At 75.6% G+C, this 18082-nt stretch carries 15 protein-coding genes and 2 riboswitches; of the genes, 6 read left to right on the top strand and 9 right to left on the bottom strand.

Annotated elements, in window-relative coordinates; translation table 11 throughout:
• Positions 1–42 precede the first annotated feature (42 nt).
• Positions 43–115: riboswitch (cobalamin riboswitch) on the bottom strand.
• A 63-nt stretch (positions 116–178) separates the two neighbouring features.
• Positions 179–1678, bottom strand: a complete 1500-nt coding sequence (locus CRP29_RS00750) for a cobyric acid synthase (RefSeq protein ID WP_097193169.1) — start codon at positions 1676–1678, stop codon at positions 179–181.
• Positions 1675–2616 carry a cobalamin biosynthesis protein gene (locus CRP29_RS00745; RefSeq protein ID WP_097193168.1) on the bottom strand — a complete coding sequence of 314 codons (942 nt, stop codon included), beginning with the start codon at positions 2614–2616 and terminating at the stop codon, positions 1675–1677. The genes CRP29_RS00750 and CRP29_RS00745 overlap by 4 nt, the downstream gene beginning before the upstream one ends.
• Positions 2617–2670: 54 nt before the next feature.
• On the opposite strand from CRP29_RS00745, the gene cbiE reads away from it, so the two are divergent.
• Together cbiE and cobM are read left to right on the top strand one after the other, a co-directional pair.
• On the top strand, positions 2671–3900 hold the full coding sequence (gene cbiE / locus CRP29_RS00740; RefSeq protein ID WP_245852234.1) for a precorrin-6y C5,15-methyltransferase (decarboxylating) subunit CbiE: 1230 nt from the start codon (positions 2671–2673) through the stop codon (positions 3898–3900).
• Between the two features lie 4 nt (positions 3901–3904).
• Positions 3905–4645 (top strand): precorrin-4 C(11)-methyltransferase, encoded by a 741-nt coding sequence (gene cobM, locus CRP29_RS00735; protein WP_097193166.1) that lies wholly within the window; start codon positions 3905–3907, stop codon positions 4643–4645.
• A gap of 8 nt (positions 4646–4653) precedes the next feature.
• Here cobM and CRP29_RS00730 read toward each other — a convergent pair whose 3' ends face one another.
• Positions 4654–5748: a cobalt-precorrin-5B (C(1))-methyltransferase gene (locus CRP29_RS00730; protein WP_097193165.1), complete on the bottom strand. Its 1095-nt coding sequence runs from the start codon at positions 5746–5748 to the stop codon at positions 4654–4656.
• Positions 5749–5768: 20 nt separating this feature from the next.
• Here CRP29_RS00730 and CRP29_RS00725 point away from each other — a divergent pair, with 20 nt between their 5' ends.
• Complete coding sequence (locus tag CRP29_RS00725; protein WP_097194007.1) at positions 5769–6530, top strand: cobalt-precorrin-6A reductase; 762 nt, start codon at positions 5769–5771, stop codon at positions 6528–6530.
• A 46-nt stretch (positions 6531–6576) separates the two neighbouring features.
• Here CRP29_RS00725 and CRP29_RS00720 read toward each other — a convergent pair whose 3' ends face one another.
• From CRP29_RS00720 to CRP29_RS00705, 4 genes are all read right to left on the bottom strand, one after another.
• A complete protein-coding gene (locus tag CRP29_RS00720; protein WP_097193164.1) occupies positions 6577–6768 on the bottom strand; it encodes a hypothetical protein in 192 nt (63 codons plus the stop codon).
• Between the two features lie 97 nt (positions 6769–6865).
• Positions 6866–8365, bottom strand: coding sequence for a precorrin-2 C(20)-methyltransferase (locus tag CRP29_RS00715; RefSeq protein ID WP_097193163.1), 1500 nt, complete (start codon positions 8363–8365; stop codon positions 6866–6868).
• 74 nt (positions 8366–8439) lie between these two features.
• Complete coding sequence (locus CRP29_RS00710) at positions 8440–9078, bottom strand: precorrin-8X methylmutase (RefSeq protein WP_245852232.1); 639 nt, start codon at positions 9076–9078, stop codon at positions 8440–8442.
• A gap of 43 nt (positions 9079–9121) precedes the next feature.
• The gene (locus tag CRP29_RS00705; RefSeq protein ID WP_097193162.1) at positions 9122–10279 is read right to left on the bottom strand and encodes a precorrin-3B synthase; all 1158 of its coding nucleotides are present in this window, start codon (positions 10277–10279) and stop codon (positions 9122–9124) included.
• Between the two features lie 72 nt (positions 10280–10351).
• On the opposite strand from CRP29_RS00705, the gene CRP29_RS00700 reads away from it, so the two are divergent.
• Positions 10352–11233 (top strand): ABC transporter substrate-binding protein, encoded by an 882-nt coding sequence (locus CRP29_RS00700; protein ID WP_097193161.1) that lies wholly within the window; start codon positions 10352–10354, stop codon positions 11231–11233.
• 65 nt (positions 11234–11298) lie between these two features.
• Positions 11299–11368: riboswitch (cobalamin riboswitch) on the top strand.
• Positions 11369–11420: 52 nt separating this feature from the next.
• Complete coding sequence (cobN, locus tag CRP29_RS00695; protein ID WP_176522775.1) at positions 11421–15062, top strand: cobaltochelatase subunit CobN; 3642 nt, start codon at positions 11421–11423, stop codon at positions 15060–15062.
• Between the two features lie 10 nt (positions 15063–15072).
• Here the strand turns inward: cobN and CRP29_RS00690 are convergent, their stop codons facing one another.
• A complete protein-coding gene (locus CRP29_RS00690; RefSeq protein ID WP_217991411.1) occupies positions 15073–16239 on the bottom strand; it encodes an alpha-hydroxy-acid oxidizing protein in 1167 nt (388 codons plus the stop codon).
• A gap of 80 nt (positions 16240–16319) precedes the next feature.
• Between CRP29_RS00690 and CRP29_RS00685 the strand changes: the two genes are divergently transcribed.
• Positions 16320–17594: a cytochrome P450 gene (locus tag CRP29_RS00685; protein ID WP_097193159.1), complete on the top strand. Its 1275-nt coding sequence runs from the start codon at positions 16320–16322 to the stop codon at positions 17592–17594.
• A 13-nt stretch (positions 17595–17607) separates the two neighbouring features.
• Here CRP29_RS00685 and CRP29_RS00680 read toward each other — a convergent pair whose 3' ends face one another.
• Positions 17608–18015, bottom strand: a complete 408-nt coding sequence (locus CRP29_RS00680; RefSeq protein WP_097193158.1) for a four-helix bundle copper-binding protein — start codon at positions 18013–18015, stop codon at positions 17608–17610.
• Between the last annotated feature and the right edge of the window lie 67 nt (positions 18016–18082).

The following is an 18082-nucleotide window of genomic DNA, read 5'->3' as shown; positions in this document are numbered from 1 at the left end:
CCCGGGTGTCCACGCCCGGAGGTGGCAGGAGCGCGACGGCGGGAGTTCCTGACTCACCGACCCGGGGGTCGGCTCACAGTGGCGGGACCGCGCCGGAATCGCACCGGGCTTCCTCCACTGCCGTCGCGTGGTGGCGACATGGAACCACACCCTCCCGGCGGGCCGGGAGCGCCGGGGGTCAGCCCGCGACCGACCCCGGGGGCAGCAGCGGGAGGTCCGGCGGCGCTCCGGACTCGATCAGCCGCCAGAGCGCCGCGGTGTCGGCGTGCTCGGCGACGAGGTCGCCCAGGCGGTCCAGCCGGGCCTCGCGGACCGCGGCGAAATCGGTGCCCGGGGCGGGCACGAACCGGCGGCCGGTGATCCGGGCGACCTCGGTGAGGAACGCCCGCCGGAAGCCGTCGTTCTCCAGCGCGCCGTGCCAGGTGGTGCCGGCCACCGACCCCGCCCGGGCGCCGTCCAGGAAGGGCTCGGCGGAGTCGTCGACGGTCACGACGCCGTGGTGGATCTCGTAGCCGGAGACCGGCTCGCCGAGGGCCGCGCCGGTCGGGCGGCCGAGGGTCTTCTCGCGGGCGAACCGCACGTCGGTGGGGAGCAGGCCGAGCGCCGGGACGGTGCCGGCACGGGACTCGACGTCGTCGGTGATGGTGCGGGCGAGCATCTGGTGGCCGCCGCAGATGCCGAGCACCGGACCGCCGGCCGCCGCGTGCCGCTGCACGGCGGCGGCGAGCCCGGTCTCCCGCAGCCAGGCGAGGTCCGCGACGGTCGACCGGGTGCCGGGGAGGACGACCAGGTCGGCGTCGGCGAGCTCCTCGGCCCGGGTGACGTACCGGACGAGGACGCCGGGCTCGGCGGCCAGCGCGTCGAGGTCGGTGAAGTTCGACAGCCGGGGCAGCCGGGCGACCGCCACGCGGAGCACGTCCTCGCCGTGCGGCGGCCCCGTGAGGGTGCCGCCGGTCGGCACGCCGAGGGAGTCCTCGACGTCGAGCTCCAGCCCGCCGAGCCACGGCAGCACACCGAGGGTCGGGCGCCCGGTGAGCCGTCCGAGCTCGACGAGGCCGGGCTCGAGCAGCCGGACGTCGCCGCGGAACTTGTTGACCAGGAAGCCGGCGACCAGCCGCTGGTCGGCCGGCGGCATGAGCGCGACCGTGCCGTAGAGCGCCGGGAACAGCCCGCCGCGGTCGATGTCCCCCACCACCACGACGGGCAGGTCCGCCGCGGTCGCCAGCCCCATGTTGGCGATGTCGTCGGCGCGCAGGTTGATCTCGGTGGGGGAGCCCGCGCCCTCGCAGACCACCACGTCGAACCGGGACCGCAGGTCCGCGAGCGAGGCCAGGACCTGCTCGAGCAGCGCGGCCTTCATCGGCCGGTAGGACAGCGCCGTCACGTCGGCCACGGCCCGGCCCAGGACGACGACCTGGCTGGAGTTGTCGCCGCCGGGCTTGAGCAGCACCGGGTTCATCGCCGCCTCGGGCTCCACCCGCGCGGCCGCCGCCTGCATGACCTGCGCCCGGCCGATCTCGGCGCCGTCGGGCGTGACCATGGAGTTGTTGCTCATGTTCTGCGCCTTGAACGGCGCGACCGAGACGCCTTCGCGCACCAGCCAGCGGCAGATGCCCGCGGTGACGACCGACTTGCCGGCGTCCGACGTGGTGCCGGCGACCAGCAGCGCCCCGCTCACGAGCGCGTCCGCAGCAGCCGGGCGGCGACGGCCAGCCCGGCGGCGCCGAGCCAGACCGCCCGCGACAGCCGCACCGCCGCGCCGATGTCGGCCGGGGTGGGTGCGCGACCCGCGGCCCCCAGCAGCGGGCGGACCTCCACCCGGGAGCCGTAGACGTTCCGGCCGCCCAGCCGCACGCCGAGGGCGCCGGCGGTCGCGGCCTCGCACCGGCCGGAGTTGGGGCTCGGGTGGGCCGGGCCGTCGCGCAGCCAGGTGCGCAGCGCCCCGGGAGCCGAGCCACCGACCAGGGGCGCGCAGGCCACGGTGAGCGCGGCGGTGAGCCGGGCCGGCAGCCAGTTGGCGAGGTCGTCGAGGCGGGCGGCCGCCCACCCGAAGCGCTCGTAGCGCGGCGACCGGTGGCCGACCATGGCGTCGAGCGTGTTCACCGCGCGGTAGCCGAGCAGCCCGGGGAGCCCCGCGGCCGCACCCCAGAACAGCGGCGCGACGGCGGCGTCCGAGGTGTTCTCCGCGACCGACTCGACGGTCGCCCGGGCCAGCCCGTCCCCGTCGAGCGAGCGCGGATCCCGTCCGGCCAGGGACGGCAGGGCCGCGCGGCCGGCCGGGAGGTCGCCGGCGTCCAGGGCGGTGCGCATGACCCCGGCCGCCCGGCCGAGCGAGGTGCCACCGAGCACGGTCCAGGTGGCGGCCGCGGTGACGAGGGTCCGGGCGGCCGGCCTCCGCCGGGTGCCCCGGTCCAGGAGCACGCCGAGCCCCGACGCGGCGGCGGTCAGGCCGAGCGCGTGGCCGGCGCCGACCGCGCGGGAGTCGCGCCAGATCCGGTGCTCGAGGGCGCCGGCGACCGCGCCGAAACCGGCCACCGGATGGGCGCGCCGGGGGTCGGCGAGGAGCAGGTCGGCGGCGGCGCCCAGGGCGAGGCCGGTCGCGATCGGGATGTCCATCGCCGCTCATCGTGTCAACCGGCCTCCGGGACCCGGTGCCTAGGATCGCCCGTCGTGCGTGCTGACGAGCGGGACGGAGCCGCGCCGGTGACCGTCGTCGGCATCGGCGCCGACGGGTGGGACGGCCTCTCGCCGGCTGCCCGGCGAGCCGTCGGGGACGCCGGCGTGCTGCGCGGCAGCGCCCGACAGCTGGGGCTCGTGCCGGACGCCGTGCCCGCCGAGCGGGTGCCCTGGCCCTCGCCCATGGGCCCGGCGCTGGCGGGTCTGCTCGACGCGCACCCCGGACGCCGCGTCGTGGTCCTGGCCAGCGGGGATCCGATGCTGTCCGGCGTCGGCACCTCCCTGGTGCGGCTGCACGGAGCCGGCGCGGTGCGCGTCCTCCCGCACCCCTCCTCGGTCAGCCTGGCCTGCGCGCGCCTGGGCTGGGCGGTCGAGGAGACCGCCGTCGTGACCGTCGTCGGCCGCGCCCTGGAACTGCTCGTCCCGCACGTGACCCCCGGCCGGCGGCTGCTCGTGCTGGGCTCGGACGGCGGCGCCCCGGCCGAGGTGGCCGCCCTGTGCGCGCGGCTCGGCTACGGCGCGAGCCGGATCACCGCGCTGGCCCGGCTCGGCGGGCCGGAGGAGCACGTGCTGACCGGCCGCGCGGCGGGCTGGCCGCACGGCGTCGTCGACCCGCTGGTGGTGACCGCCGTCGAGGCGGTCGCGGACGACGGCACGGTGCCGCTCCCGACCGTGCCCGGGCTGCCCGACGAGGCCTACGAGTCCGACGGTCAGCTCACCAAGCGCGACGTCCGCGCCGTCACGCTCGCCCGGCTGGCCCCGCTGCCCGGTCAGCTGCTCTGGGACGTCGGCGCCGGCGCCGGCTCCATCGGCATCGAGTGGATGCGGGTCCACCCCTCCTGCCGTGCCGTGGCGGTCGAGTCCCATCCGGACCGGGCCGCCCGCATCGCGCGGAACGCGGTGCGGCTCGGGGTGCCGGGGCTGCGCGTCGTCGAGGGCCCGGCGCCGGACGCGCTGGCCGGGCTGCCCGCCCCGGACGCCGTCTTCGTCGGCGGCGGGGGAACCGTGCCCGGCGTCCTCGACGCGTGCTGGGCGGCGCTGCGCCCCGGCGGCCGGCTGGTGGTCAACGCGGTGACGCTGGAGAGCGAGACGGAGGTGCTCCGGTGGCGGGCGGAGGTCGGCGGCGAGCTGACCCGGCTGCAGGTGTCGCACGCGGGCGCGGTCGGCGGCTTCACCGCGTTCCGCCCCGCCCTGCCGGTCACGATCTTCTCCGTGGTTCGGTGACGCCATGACCGTGCACTTCATCGGCGCCGGGCCGGGCGCACCGGACCTGGTCACCGTCCGGGCCGCCCGCATCATCGCCACCGCGCCGGTCTGCCTGTACGCAGGCGCCCTGGTGCCGCGGGAGCTGCTCGACACGGCGCCGCCCGGCGCCCGGCTGGTCGACACCGCCGACCTCGACCTCGACCGGATCACCGCCGAGCTGGTCGCCGCCCACGAGGCCGGTCTCGACGTCGCCCGGCTGCACTCCGGCGACCCGTCGGTCTACAGCGCGATGGCCGAGCAGATGCGCCGGCTCGACGCCCACGGCGTGCCCTACGACGTCGTCCCGGGGGTGCCGGCGTTCGCGGCGGCCGCCGCCTCGCTCAAGCGCGAGCTGACCGTGCCCGGGGTCGGCCAGACGGTGATCCTCACCCGGACGTCGGCCCGCTCCACGCCGATGCCGGCCGGGGAGGACCTGGCCACGCTGGGGGCCTCGCGCGCCACGCTGGTGCTGCACCTGGCCGTCCAGCGGATCACCGAGCTCGTGCCCGAGCTGGTGCCGCACTACGGCGCCGACTGCCCGGTGGCGGTGGTCGCCCGGGCCAGCCGGGACGACGAGCTGATCCTGCGCGGGACGCTGGCCGACATCGCGGAGCAGGTCGAGACTGCCGGGCTGAAGCGGACGGCGGTGGTGATCGTCGGGGCGGTGCTGACCGCGGGGGAGTTCCCCGACAGCCACCTCTACTCGACGACGCGGTGCCGCTGACGGGCCGGTCAGCCCGCGCGGCCGACGATCGTCCCCCCGCGGTCGATGACCACGACGTCCACCTCGACGGGGGCGCCGCGGAGCACGCCGAGCGCCGTCGTCCGGGCGCCGGCGGCGACCAGGTCGCCGAGGGGGAAGCCCGCAGCCGAGCACTGCTGCAGCGCGTCGAGCGCGGTGTTCGCCGCACGGACGCCGTCCACCAGGTCCGGCGCACCCCCCGCGTCGCGCACCATGGCCGCCAGCGACTCCGTCGACACCTGGGAGCGACCCGAGTGCAGGTCGAGGTGACCGTCGGCGAGCTTGGCCAGCTTGCCGATGCCGCCGGCGACGGTCAGCCGCGGAACGGGGTGCCGGCGCAGGTACTTGAGCACCGCGCCGGCGAAGTCGCCCATGTCCAGCAGCGCGTCCTCGGGCAGGCCGTGGAGCTCGGTGACCACGCGCTCGCTGGTCGACCCGGTGCACCCCGCGACGTGCTCGCGGCCGGCGGCCCGGGCCACGTCGATGCCGCGGCGGATCGAGTCGATCCACGACGAGCACGAGTAGGGGACGACGACGCCGGTCGTGCCCAGGATGGACAGCCCGCCGAGGATGCCCAGCCGCGGGTTCCAGGTCCTCCGCGCCAGCTCCTCGCCGTGCTCCACGGAGATCTCGACGACGACGTCGCCGGTGCCGCCGTGCCGCGCGGCGACCGCGGCCACGTGCTCGCGGATGAACTGGCGCGGCATCGGGTTGATCGCCGGCTCCCCGACCGCCAGCGGGAGCCCGGGCTTGGTCACCGTGCCGACGCCCTCGCCGGCGCGGAAGGTGACCCCGGTGCCCGGTTCGCCGGCGGTGACGCGCGCCGAGACCAGCGCGCCGTGCGTGACGTCGGGGTCGTCGCCGGCGTCCTTGACGACGCCGACCGTCGCCGCGCCTGCGGTCAGTTCCTCGGTCGCCAGCGCGAACGACGGGTGCAAGTCGCGAGGCAGGTCGATCGACACCGGGTCGGGGAACTCGCCCGTGAGCAGCGCGGTGTAGGCGGCGGTGGTCGCCGCGGTCGCGCACGCCCCGGTCGTCCACCCGTAGCGCAGCCCGGTGCTGCCCTCCCTGCCCGCTGTGGTCACGGGGAAAGGATGCACCGGTGGTGAGCGGAACCGGTCGGGTGCTGGTGCTCGGGGGCACGGGGGAGGCCCGTCGGCTGGCCGGGGCGCTGGTCGCCGAGGGCGTCGAGGTGGTCAGCTCGCTCGCCGGCCGGGTGGCCGATCCGGTGCTGCCCCCGGGGGAGGTGCGGATCGGTGGGTTCGGCGGCGCCGCCGGGCTGGCGGCGTGGCTGGGGGCGAACCCGGTCGGCGCGGTCGTGGACGCGACGCACCCCTTCGCGACGACCATGACCGCCTCCGCCGCCGAGGCCTGTGCCGTCACCGGGCATCCGCTGCTGCGGCTGCAACGGCCGGGCTGGACCGCCCAGCCGGGTGACGACTGGCGATGGGTGGACACGCTGGAGGAGGCCGCGGCCGCGGTGCAGGGGTTCGGCTCGGTCTTCCTCACGACGGGCCGGCAGGGGCTGGGCGCGTTCGCCGGCCTGACCGCGCGCTGCCTCGTGCGCTCGGTCGACCCGCCGGCGTCGCCGCTGCCCGGACGGACCTCGGTGGTGCTCGCGCGTGGCCCGTTCAGCGTCGACGACGAGCGCGCTCTCCTCCGCGAGCACGCGGTCGACGTCGTCGTCACCAAGGACAGCGGCGGGCACATGACCGCGGCCAAGCTCACCGCCGCCCGGGAGCTCGGGGTACCGGTCGTGCTGGTCCGCCGTCCGCCGCTGCCGCCCGGCGTGCCGGTCGTCGTGACCGTCGACGACGCGCTGAGCTGGGTGCGCGCCGGTCCCGGACCGAGGACGTCCGCCGACTGACCGCCCGCACGCGGGCGCCCTGAGGACGCCCGTCAGCGGGGCGCCGCTACTCGTCGAGAGGCCGGAGCCGCGTCGCCGCGGGCGGGGTGGCGGTCCGGATGATCGCCTCCCGGAGTGCGTCGGTCAGCCGGCACTGGCCCGCGCAGTCGATCTCCGTGAGGGTCTGCCCGACCCAGCCGAGTGCGGCGGCTCCGTCGCAGGCCGGGCAGGCCTCCCAGGTGACCACGTCGCTCTGCACAGCCGCACCCCCCGTCCACGTCGGTGATCACGCAGTCACCGGCTGTACGGACAACGACCGACCCGGCGTCAGGGTGCTGCGCGACCCGCGGCCGGCCTCAGCCCGGGTAGGTGCGCGACGTCCAGACCAGGCCGGACGGGCCGACGCGGGTCTGCGAGGACCCGACGATGAGCAGGCAGCGCATGTCGACGGTCTCCGGGTCGAGCGCGCCGAGCGTGGTCACGGTGAGCCGCTCCTCGGGCCCGCCGACGTCCCGGCCGACGACGACCACGGTGTCGGGCGACCGGGTCTCCAGCAGCACCTGCTTCGCCTCGCCGAGCTGGTGCGGGCGGGCCTTCGACCGGGGGTTGTACAGGGCGATCACCAGGTCGGCGGCGGCCGCGTGCCGCAGCCGGTCGACGACGACGTCCCACGGCTTGAGGACGTCGGACAGCGACAGCACGCAGAAGTCGTGGCCGAGCGGCGCGCCGACCCGCGAGGCCACCGCCTGCGCCGCGGTGAGACCCGGCACGACGCGCACCGGCACGCCCGCGAACTCCGGTCGCCCGGCGACCTCCAGCACCGCGGCGGCCATGGCGAAGACGCCGGGGTCGCCACTGGACACCACCGCGACCCGGCGCCCCGACCGGGCCAGCTCCAGGGCATGGGCGGCCCGCTCCGCCTCGACCCGGTTGTCCGTGGGGAACCGCTCCTGGCGCGGGTTGGCCGGCACCCGGTCCAGGTACGGGCCGTAGCCGATGAGCACCTCGGCGGTGGCGAGCGCGTCGGCGGCCTCGGGGGTCGTCCAGTACCGCGCCCCCGGCCCGAGCCCCACGACGACGACCTCGCCGGCGGGCCCGTCGGCGTCGGCCGGCCGGTCGGGGACGGGCAGCTCGTCGGTCAGCGGGCTGGGCAGCAGGGCCAGCGAGAAGTACGGCACGCTCGCCGGGTCGACCTCGGCCAGCGGCATCGTGCGCTGGCCGTCGGTCGTCGCGCGCTCGACGTACAGCGCCCGGTCGAGGACGCCCGCCCGGTCGAACGCCTCGCGCACCTGCGGGAACGTGCGCCCGAGCTTCATGACCACGGCGGAGTCGGTCCTCGCCAGCCGCTCGGCGAGCTCGTCGGCGCCGAGCGTGCCGGGCAGGACGGTGAGCACCTCGTCCCGCTCGACCAGCGGCCGGCCGACGGCCGCGGCGGCGCCGCTGACGCTGGTCACACCGGGCACCACCTCGGTCGGGTACCGGTGCGCGAGCCGCTTGTGCATGTGCATGTACGAGCCGTAGAAGAACGGATCGCCCTCGGCCAGGACCACGACGTCCCGGCCCGCATCGAGGTGGGCGGCCAGCCGCGCGGCGGCGGCCTCGTAGAACTCGTCGATGGCGCCCTGGTAACCGCCGGGGTGGTCGGTCGTCTCGGTGGTCACCGGGTAGACGAGCAGCTCCTCGATCTGGCCCTCGCGCAGGTGGGGCGCGGCGATCCCGCGGGCCACCGACCGGCCGTGCCGCGCCGCGTGGAAGGCCACGACGTCGGCCGCGCCGATCAGCCGGGCGGCCTTCACGGTGAGCAGCTCCGGGTCGCCGGGGCCGAGGCCCACGCCGTAGAGGCGGCCGGTGCTCATTGCACCTGACTCGCTCCCGCGGTGCCCTCCGCTCCTCGCTCGTTCCTCGCTGCGATGCTCACGCCCCTGTCCGCTCATTCGACGTCGCTCGCGATCGCGTTCACGGCCGCGGCGGTGATGGCGCTGCCACCGCGGCGGCCGCGCACGACGAGGAAGTCGAGGTCGGAGGCGGCCAGGGCGTCCTTGGACTCGGCCGCGCCGATGAACCCGACGGGGATGCCGAGGACGGCGGCCGGGCGGGGGCCGCCGGCGGCGACCATCTCGAGCAGGTGGAACAGGGCGGTGGGGGCGTTGCCGATCGCGACGACCGCGCCGTCGAGCCGGTCGCGCCACAGCTCGAGCGCGGCGGCGGTGCGCGTCGTGCCCAGCTCGGCGGCGAGCCCGGGTGTGCGCGGGTCGTTGAGCGTGCAGACCACGTCGTTGTCCTTCGGCAGTCGGCGCCGGGTCACCCCCGAGGCGACCATCTGGACGTCGCAGAGGACGGGCGCGCCGGCGTCGAGGGCCGCCCGCGCACGCTCGACCACGGCGGACGAGTACGCCACGTCCTCGACCAGGTCGACCTGCCCGCAGGCGTGGATCATGCGCACCGTGACCCGGGCGACGTCCTCGGGCATGCCGCCCAGGTCGGTCTCCGCGCGGATGGTGGCGAACGACCGCCGGTAGATCTCGGCGCCGTCCTTCTCGTACTCGTACATGTGCTGCCGGGTCTCCATCGCACTCGCTGCCGGCGCGGTCGAGCGCCGTGCGGGGGCGAGGCTACGGAACGCCGATCCGGTACCCGTCACCCGTGGCGACGACGTCCACGACGTCACCGGGGGGCCGCCCGCAGCGGCGCTCGCACCCCACCCAGTGCTGGCGGGCCCCGTCCGCGGGGAGCGTGCCGGCGCGCACAGCGGCGACGGCGTCGGCGCGCACGTCGGCCAGCGACTTCGCGCAGCCGGGGCGTCCGGCGCAGGTGGTGACCTGCAGCCAGGCGGTGCCGGGGTCGAGTTCGAGGCCCGCGGCCGCGAGGGCCGGGGCCGCTCCGGCATCGGGCAGGTCGGGGACCGCGATGCTCCGCCACGGGGTGAGCTGCAGGCCGTCGGTGGCGGTCGCGGCGAGCATGTCCGCCTGGGCCGCCGTCAGCCGGCCCAGCGGGACGACGGCGACCAGCGCGGTGCGACCGTCGTCCTGGCGCACCGCTCCCGCCGGGCCGGCCGCCGGGGCGCGGGGAACGGGCCGCGGCTCGTGCCGCGCGCCGCCGAGCGCGGTTGCCATGCGCTCGCGGCCGTCGGTGAGCTCGGCGACCCGCCACGCCGTGCCGCCCTGCTGCTCCCTGACCTCGAGGAACGCCCGGGTCGCGGCGAGCGCGAGCGCCACGGCGCCGTCGGGACGGGTCCGCAGCCCGGTGTCGGTGCCGGCGAGCAGCAGCGCCACGGTGTGCCCGTCGAGGGCCAGCAGCCCGACGTCGGCGCGCAGCCCCGCGACGTCACCGCGGCCGTCGTCGAAGGCAGCGAGGAAGCGGCCGGGCAGAGCGGCCAGCCGGGCATCGGCGCACAGCCCCGCATCGAAGCCCGGCACCCAGGGGCGCGCGTCGAGCAGCCCGCCGGCGCGGCCGCTCAGCACGCTCGCCAGGACGTTGCGGGCCGTCTCGTGGGTGGCGCTCGGCAGCAGCCCGACCGCGGCCAGCCGGTTCCCGAGCTCGGTCTCGGCGCCCGCCCGCAGGCCACGGAGCTGCACGTTCCCGCGGCTGGTGAGCTCGAGCGCGCCGTCGCCGAGCTCGCGCGCCGCGGTGCCGAGGACGCGCAGCTGACCCGGGGTCAGCGCGCCGCCAGGAACCCGGACGCGGGCGAGGGCGCCGTCGGCGGCGGGATGCGTCTGCAGGGCACCGGGGCAGGCGTCGGGCCGGTCGCGGGGTGGCGGGGTGGCGTCCATGGCGGCGTCGAGGCTACGTGCGCGCGGCAGCAGCTCCGGCGCGCCGGCGGGGCCACGTGCCAGGCTGGACCGATGCGCGTCGTCTCGCTCCTGCCCTCGGCGACGGAGATCGTCTACGCCCTCGGGCTCGCCGATCAGCTCGTGGGCGTCACCTTCGAGTGCGACGAGCCGCCCGCGGCGCGCCGCGAGAAGGCGGTGGTCGTCGGCGGGCTCGACACCGCAGGCATGACCCCAGCGGAGATCGATGCCTCCGTGCGCCGGCGGCTCGCGGCGGGGGAGGACCTCTACACGCTGCACGAGGGGGCGCTCGCCGCGCTGGACCCCGACGTGATCCTGACCCAGGACCTGTGCCGCGTCTGCGCCCTGCCGTCGGGCGCCGTCGACGCGGCGCTGGCCCACCTGGGCTGCCGGGCCGACGTCGTCGCCCTCGACCCCTACACGCTGGACGAGGTGCTCGCGACGATCAGCACGGTCGGCGGGCGCCTCGGCGTCCCCGGGCGCGCCGAGGAGGTCGTCGCCGCACTCCGGGCGCGGCTGGCCACGGTCGCGGCCCGCGTCGCCGGGCGGCCCCGGCCCCGGGTCGCGGTGGTCGAGTGGGTGGACCCGCCGTTCCCCGCCGCCCACTGGGTGCCCGACCAGATCGCCGCCGCGGGGGGCGAGCCCGTCGCCTGCCGGCCCGGACAGCGTTCCGCGCCCGTCGACTGGGACTTCTTCAGCGCCGCCGACCCGGAGGTCGTCGTGGTCGCGCCCTGCGGCTTCGGTCTCCCCGGTGCGGTGGAACAGGCGGCGAGGGTGGCCGAGGCGCTGCCCGGCCGCGCGGTCTGGGCCATCGACGGCGACGCGGTGATCGTCCGGCCGGGGCCGCGGCTGGTGGACGGCGTGGAGGCGCTCGCGGCGCTGCTGCACCCGGGCGAGGACGACGGGCAGCCCGGTCTCGCCATCCGCGTCGCCTGACCGCTGCCGGCTGCCCGGCCGGGATGTCCGGCCGGTAGCGTGCGGCGCACACCACGGCAGTGCGTGAGGAAACCGGTGCGATTCCGGTGCGGTCCCGCCACTGTGACCCTGGGCGACCAGGGGAGCCAGATACTCCGGCTGCCGTGCCCGACGACCCGGGGCGCGGACCCCCAGGGAAGGCTCTCCCGTGACGTCCCAGCGCACCTTCACGCTGCTGTCCACCTCCGACACCGACCTGCTCTCGGCCAGGGCCAGCGCGTCGGACTGGAAGCTCGGCAACCCCTACCGGGTCGGCGCCGACCAGCTCGCCGCGTTCGCCGCCGGCACCGACCTGGTCGTCGTCCGGATCCTCGGGGCCGCCCGCAAGTACGAGGACATGCTGCAGCCGTTGCTGGACAGCGGCCTGCCGGTCGTGGTGCTGGGCGGGGAGCAGCTGCCCGACGCCGAGCTGATGGCACTGTCCACGGTCCCGATGGGCGTCGCCACCGAGGCGCACGCCTATCTCGCGCAGGGCGGCCCGGACAACGTGGTGGAGCTGCACCGCTTCCTGGCCGACACCGTGCTGCTGGACGGTGAGGGCTTCGAGGCCCCCGCCGTCGCGCCCGACTGGGGCCCGCTGGACCGCCCCACCACCGCGACCGGCCCCCGGGTCGCCGTCCTCTACTACCGGGCGCACCACCTCGCCGGGAACACCGCCTTCGTGCACACGCTGTGCGATGCGATCGAGACCGCCGGCGGCGTCCCGGTACCGATCTACACCGCCTCGCTGCGTGCGGTCGACCCCGCGATGCTCGAGGTGCTGCGCACGGTCGACGCCATGGTCGTCACGGTGCTGGCGGCCGGCGGTTCCCGGCCCGCCACCGCCCAGGCCGGTGGGGACGACGGCGCGTGGGACGTCGGCGAGCTGGCCCGCCTGGACGTCCCGGTCATCCAGGGGCTGGTGCTGGGCACCCCGCGCGAGAGCTGGGCGGCCAACGACGACGGGCTCTCCCCGCTGGACGTCGGCAACCAGGTGGCCATCCCCGAGTTCGACGGCCGGATCATCAGCGTCCCGTTCTCCTTCAAGGAGGTCGACGACGAGGGTCTGACCTCGTACGTGCCCGACCCCGAGCGGGCCGCCCGCGTCGCCGGCACCGCGGTCGCCCACGCCCGGCTCCGGCACACCGCGCCGGCCGACCGGAAGATCGTCGTGATGCTGTCGGCGTACCCGACGAAGCACTCGCGCATCGGCAACGCCGTCGGCCTGGACACCCCCGCGTCGGTCGTCCGGCTGCTGGCCGCCATGCAGGGCCAGGGCTACGACATCGGTCCGTTCGACGGGCCGGGCGCGCTGCCCGGCGTCGCGGACCTGGACGGCGATGCGCTGGTGCACGCCCTCATCGAGGCCGGCGGCCAGGACCCGGACTGGCTGACCGCCGAGCAGCTGTCCGGCAACCCGGTGCGCATCCCGGCCGCCGAGTACCGCGCCTTCTTCGACACGCTGCCCGCCGAGCTGACCGAGCGGATGGTCGAGCACTGGGGTCCGCCGCCGGGGGCGCTGTTCGTGGACCCGACCGACGACTGCATCGTGTTCGCCGCCCTGCGCGCCGGCAACGTCGTCGTGATGGTGCAGCCGCCCCGCGGCTTCGGCGAGAACCCCATCGCGATCTACCACGACCCCGACCTGCCGCCCAGCCACCACTACCTGGCCGCCTACCACTGGCTGCGCAGCGCACAGATCGACGGAGGGTTCGGCGCGCACGCGGTCGTGCACGTGGGCAAGCACGGCAACCTGGAGTGGATGCCCGGCAAGACCGTCGGGCTCTCGGCGGCCTGCGCCCCGGACGCGGCGCTCGGCGACCTGCCGATGATCTATCCGTTCCTGGTCAACGACCCCGGCGAGGGCAGCCAGGCCAAGCGCCGGGCGCACGCCACGCTGATCGACCACATGGTGCCGCCGATGGCCCGCGCCGAGACCTACGGCGACATCGCCCGCCTGGAGCAACTCCTCGACGAGCACGCCAACATCGCCGCGATGGACCCGCCGAAACTGCCCGCCGTCCGTCAGCAGATCTGGACGCTGATCCAGGCCGCCAAGCTCGACCACGACCTGGGCCTGGACGACCGCCCGCACGACGCCGAGTTCGACGAGATGATCCTGCACGTCGACGGCTGGCTGTGCGCCATCAAGGACAGCCAGATCCGCGACGGGCTGCACGTCTTCGGCTCCCCGCCGGAGGGTGACGCCCGGGTCGGGCTGGTGCTGGCCATCCTGAGGGCCCGGCAGATCTGGGGCGGCTCCGTCGCGATGCCCGGTCTGCGCGAGGCGCTGGGCCTGGTCGAGGACGGCTCGGCCGGGCTGCACGAGACCGACGAGGTGGAGGCCCGCGCCCTCGCGCTGGTCACCGCCATGGAGGACGCCGGCTGGGTTCCCGACGCCGTCGCGCCGACGGTCCTCGACGTGCTGGGGGAGTCGCACACCGAGGTGGAGCGCGTGCTGCACTTCGCCGTCGCCGAGGTGGTGCCCCGGCTGGCGCGGACCACCGACGAGATCGACATGGCGCTGCACGCCCTCGAGGGCGGCTACGTGCCGGCCGGGCCCTCGGGCTCGCCGCTGCGCGGGCTGGTCAACGTGCTGCCGACCGGCCGCAACTTCTACTCCGTCGACCCCCGCGCGGTGCCCTCCCGGCTGGCGTGGGAGACCGGGCAGGGGCTGGCCGAGTCGCTCGTCGAGCGGTACGTCAGCGAGACCGGCGAGCACCCGCGCTCGGTGGGGCTCTCGGTGTGGGGCACCTCGGCGATGCGGACCTCCGGTGACGACGTCGCCCAGGTGCTGGCGCTGCTCGGCGTCCGGCCGGTGTGGGACGAGGCGTCGCGCCGGGTGACCGCGCTCGAGCCGATCCCGCTGCCCGAGCTGGGCCGGCCGCGGATCGACGTCACGGTGCGCATCTCGGGCTTCTTCCGGGACGCCTTCCCGCACGTGGTGACCATGCTCGACGACGCCGTCACCCTCGCCGCGGGCCTGGACGAGACCCCGGAGCAGAACTTCGTCCGCGCCCACGTGGACGCCGACGTCGCCGAGCACGGGGACCGCCGGCGGGCCACCACCCGGGTGTTCGGCTCGAAGCCCGGGGCCTACGGGGCCGGGCTGCTCTCGCTGATCGACAGCCGCAACTGGCGCACCGACGCCGACCTCGCCGAGGTGTACGCGGTGTGGGGCGGCTACGCCTACGGCCGGGACCTCGACGGCGTCGCGGCCCGGTCGGACATGGAGACCTCCTACCGGCGGATCGCGGTGGCGGCCAAGAACATCGACACCCGCGAGCACGACATCGCCGACTCCGACGACTACTTCCAGTACCACGGCGGGATGGTCGCGACCGTCCGCGCGCTGACGGGGAACTCGCCGAAGGCCTACATCGGCGACTCGACCCGGCCCGAGCACGTGCGCACCCGCTCGCTGGTCGAGGAGACCTCGCGGGTGTTCCGCGCGCGGGTGGTCAACCCGAAGTGGCTCGCCGCGATGCGGCGGCACGGCTACAAGGGCGCCTTCGAGATGGCCGCCACGGTCGACTACCTGTTCGGCTACGACGCCACGACCGGCGTCGTCGCCGACTGGATGTACGAGAAGCTGGCGCAGAGCTACGTGCTGGACCCGGAGAACCGCGAGTTCATGGAGCAGTCGAACCCCTGGGCTCTGCACGGCATCGCCGAGCGGCTGCTCGAGGCCGTCGACCGGAAGATGTGGGCCGAGCCCGACCCGGCACTGCTGGCCGAGCTGCAGCAGGCCTACCTCGACACCGAGGGCGACCTGGAGGGCGGGGAGTCACCGGCCCAGGTGGGCCGGTGACCCGCCCGCCTCACCGGACGGGACGCAGCGCGTCGCGCGTCAGGGAGGCGATCGTCGGATAGCCGTCGACGGCCATCGTCAGGTCGATCTCCGCGAGCAGGGAGCGCAGCACGTGCTCGATGCCCTCCTGGCCGCCGACCGCGAGGCCGTAGGCGTACGGACGCCCGACCGCGACTGCCCGCGCGCCCATGGCGAGCGCCTTGACCACGTCCGGCCCGCCGCGGATCCCGCTGTCGAAGATCACCGGGGCGTCACCTGCGGCGTCCACGACGTCGGCGAGGCAGTCGATCGCCGGGAGGCCGCCGTTGGCCTGGCGGCCGCCGTGGTTGGAGCAGTAGATGCCGTCCATGCCGGCGTCGACGGCGCGGCGCGCGTCGTCGGGGGAGCAGATGCCCTTGAGCAGGATCGGCAGCGAGGTGAGAGAGCGGAACCAGGCGAGGTCGTCCCAGCTCAGGCTCTGGTTGCCGAAGATCCGGGCCCACAGGCCGGTGGCGGCCTGCGGGTCCTCCTCCGGGGGAGCGTCCAGCCGGGAGCGGAACACCGGGTCGGAGGTGTAGTTGGCCAGGCAGAGCCCGGTGAGCTGCGGGAAGCTGGCGATCGTCAGGTCCCGTGGCCGCCAGCCCAGGGCGAGCGTGTCGAGGGTGATGACGATCGCCTGGTACCCGGCCGCCTCGGCCCGCCGGACCAGGCTCTCGGTGAGCTCGCGGTCGTTCGGCGGGTAGAGCTGGAACCAACCGGGGGTGTCCCCGAGAGCGGCGGCGACGTCCTCCAGGGGGTCCTGCATGAGCGTCGAGGCGATCATCGGGACGCCGGTCGCGGCCGCGGCGCGCGCGGTGGTGAGGTCGCCGTGCCCCTCGGGTTCGCAGATGCCGATGACGCCGACCGGCGCGAGCATCAGCGGCGTCGGCAGCTGCCGGCCGAAGATCTCGACGCCCAGCTCGCGCTGCGCGGCGCCGGCCAGCATCCGGGGCATGAGGCCCCAGCGCTCGAACGCGGTGACGTTGGCGCGCTGGGTGTGCTCGTTCCCGGCGCCGCCGGCCACGTAGGACCAGACCTCCTCGGTCATGGCGGCCTCGGCGGCGCGCTCGAGGGCGCCGTACTCCATGGGCAGCGTCGGCTTCTGGCCGACCAGTCCGTTGAAGTAGATGCCGAACTGCCAGTCGCCGTGGTTGGCCACGTGCTCTCCTCGTGCGTCGTTCCCCGGACCAGGGCCGAAGCCCTTGACGGGGTGAACTGAACCACATTCCATTTCGGGGCATGACGGTCGACGACAGGTTCACCGAGGACTTCCGCGAGCAGCAGGCCGAGCGGGAGGACCTGGGCACCTGGAACGAGATCGTGACCGGGCCGGTGTCCGACTGGACCACCGACTTCTCGCACACCGAGCCGGAGTACGCCGAGCGCGCGATCGAGATCTGGGCGGACCTCCGCGTCCGGTGCCCGATCGCGCGCACCGAGCGCTTCGGGGGCGCCTGGCTGCCCACGCGGTACGAGGACGTCCAGGCGATCGCCTACGACACCGAGCACTTCAGCTCGCGGGCGATCATCGCGGGCAACTACCGGCCGCCGCTGGACCTGGCGCCGGTCGGCGGCGAGCCGCCCATCTCGTCGGACCCGCCGTTCCACCACGACGCCCGCAAGCTGCTGCTGCCGGCGTTCACGAAGGCGAACGTCGCCAAGCAGGCGGTGACGACGGAGGCGTTCTGCCACTCGCTGATCGACGGGTTCGCCGGCCGGGACGTCGTGGACGCGGCGACGGAGTACGGCATGCACATCCCGATCCGGGTCATCGCCGACATGCTCGGATTCCCGACGGCGGACAGCGACCGGTTCAAGCACTTCGTCGAGGACGCCCTCGAGGGGATCAACACCCCGCTCGAGGAGCGCGAGCAGCAGCCCGACCAGCTCTTCGACTACCTGCTCGAGCAGATCCAGGACCACCTGGCGCACCCGCGGGACGACCTGACGACCCACCTGATCAACGCGGAGCTGTACGGGCAGAAGCTGGAGCCGCAGCACGTCGCCGGCACGATGGCGCTGCTGCTCATCGCCGGCATCGACACCACGTGGAGTGCGATCGGGGCCTCGCTGTGGCACCTGGCGCAGCACCCGGAGGACCGTCGCCGGATGGCCGAGGAGCCGGCCGTCCGGGCGACGGGGGTGGAGGAGTTCCTCCGCGCCTATGCCCCGGTGACCATGGCCCGGCTGGTGAAGGAGGACATCTCCTTCGGCGGTGTCGAGATGAAGGCCGAGGACTGGGTGCTGCTGCCCTTCCCGGCCGCGAACCGCGACCCCGAGCGCTTCGAGCGGGCCGACGAGGTGCTCATCGACCGCGAGGTCAACCGGCACGCGGCCTTCGGTCTGGGCATCCACCGCTGCGTCGGTTCCCACCTGGCGCGGATGGAGCTGCGGGTGGCGCTCGACGTGTGGCTGGACCGGATCCCGGAGTTCACGCTGGCGGACCCGGCCGCGGTGCGCTGGTCGACCGGCCAGATCCGTGGTCCCCGGGCGCTGCCGCTGCGCATCGGCTGACCGCCCTGGGGGCTCAACCCAGGGCGGCGATGAGCTCCCGGCAGGCCCGCTCGCAGCGACGGCACGCCTCCGCGCACACCCGGCAGTGCTCGTGCATCGAGGCGTGCTGCCCGCACTCGTCACCGCACGCCTTGCAGGCAGCCGCGCAGGCCTCGAGCACCGCGCGGGTCAGGGTGGCGTCGTATCCGGTGCGGCGGGAGAGCACCCGGCCGGTGGCGTCGCAGACGTCCGCGCAGTCGAGGTTGGTGCGGATGCACTTCGTCAGCTCGGCGACCATGTCCTCGCTGAGGCATGCATCCGCGCACGCCGTGCACGCCTGCGCGCACTCGACGCATGCCTCGATGCACTCCCGCAGCTTGTCGCGATCCACGCCCCCGAGGTCCTTCGGGTAGGTCTCCAGCATCTGGCCGGCAACGGTCACGGTCCTCGCCTCCTCGCGCCGGTCGGTGGGCGCCGCCTCGACGCCCCGGGATCCGCCGGCCCCTGCG

It is taken from the genome of Blastococcus aggregatus (assembly GCF_900221005.1).
Taxonomy (GTDB): Bacteria; Actinomycetota; Actinomycetes; order Mycobacteriales; family Geodermatophilaceae; genus Blastococcus; species Blastococcus aggregatus.
The sequence above is the reverse complement of the archived record's forward strand: the minus strand, read 5'-3'. Positions and strand labels throughout refer to the sequence as shown.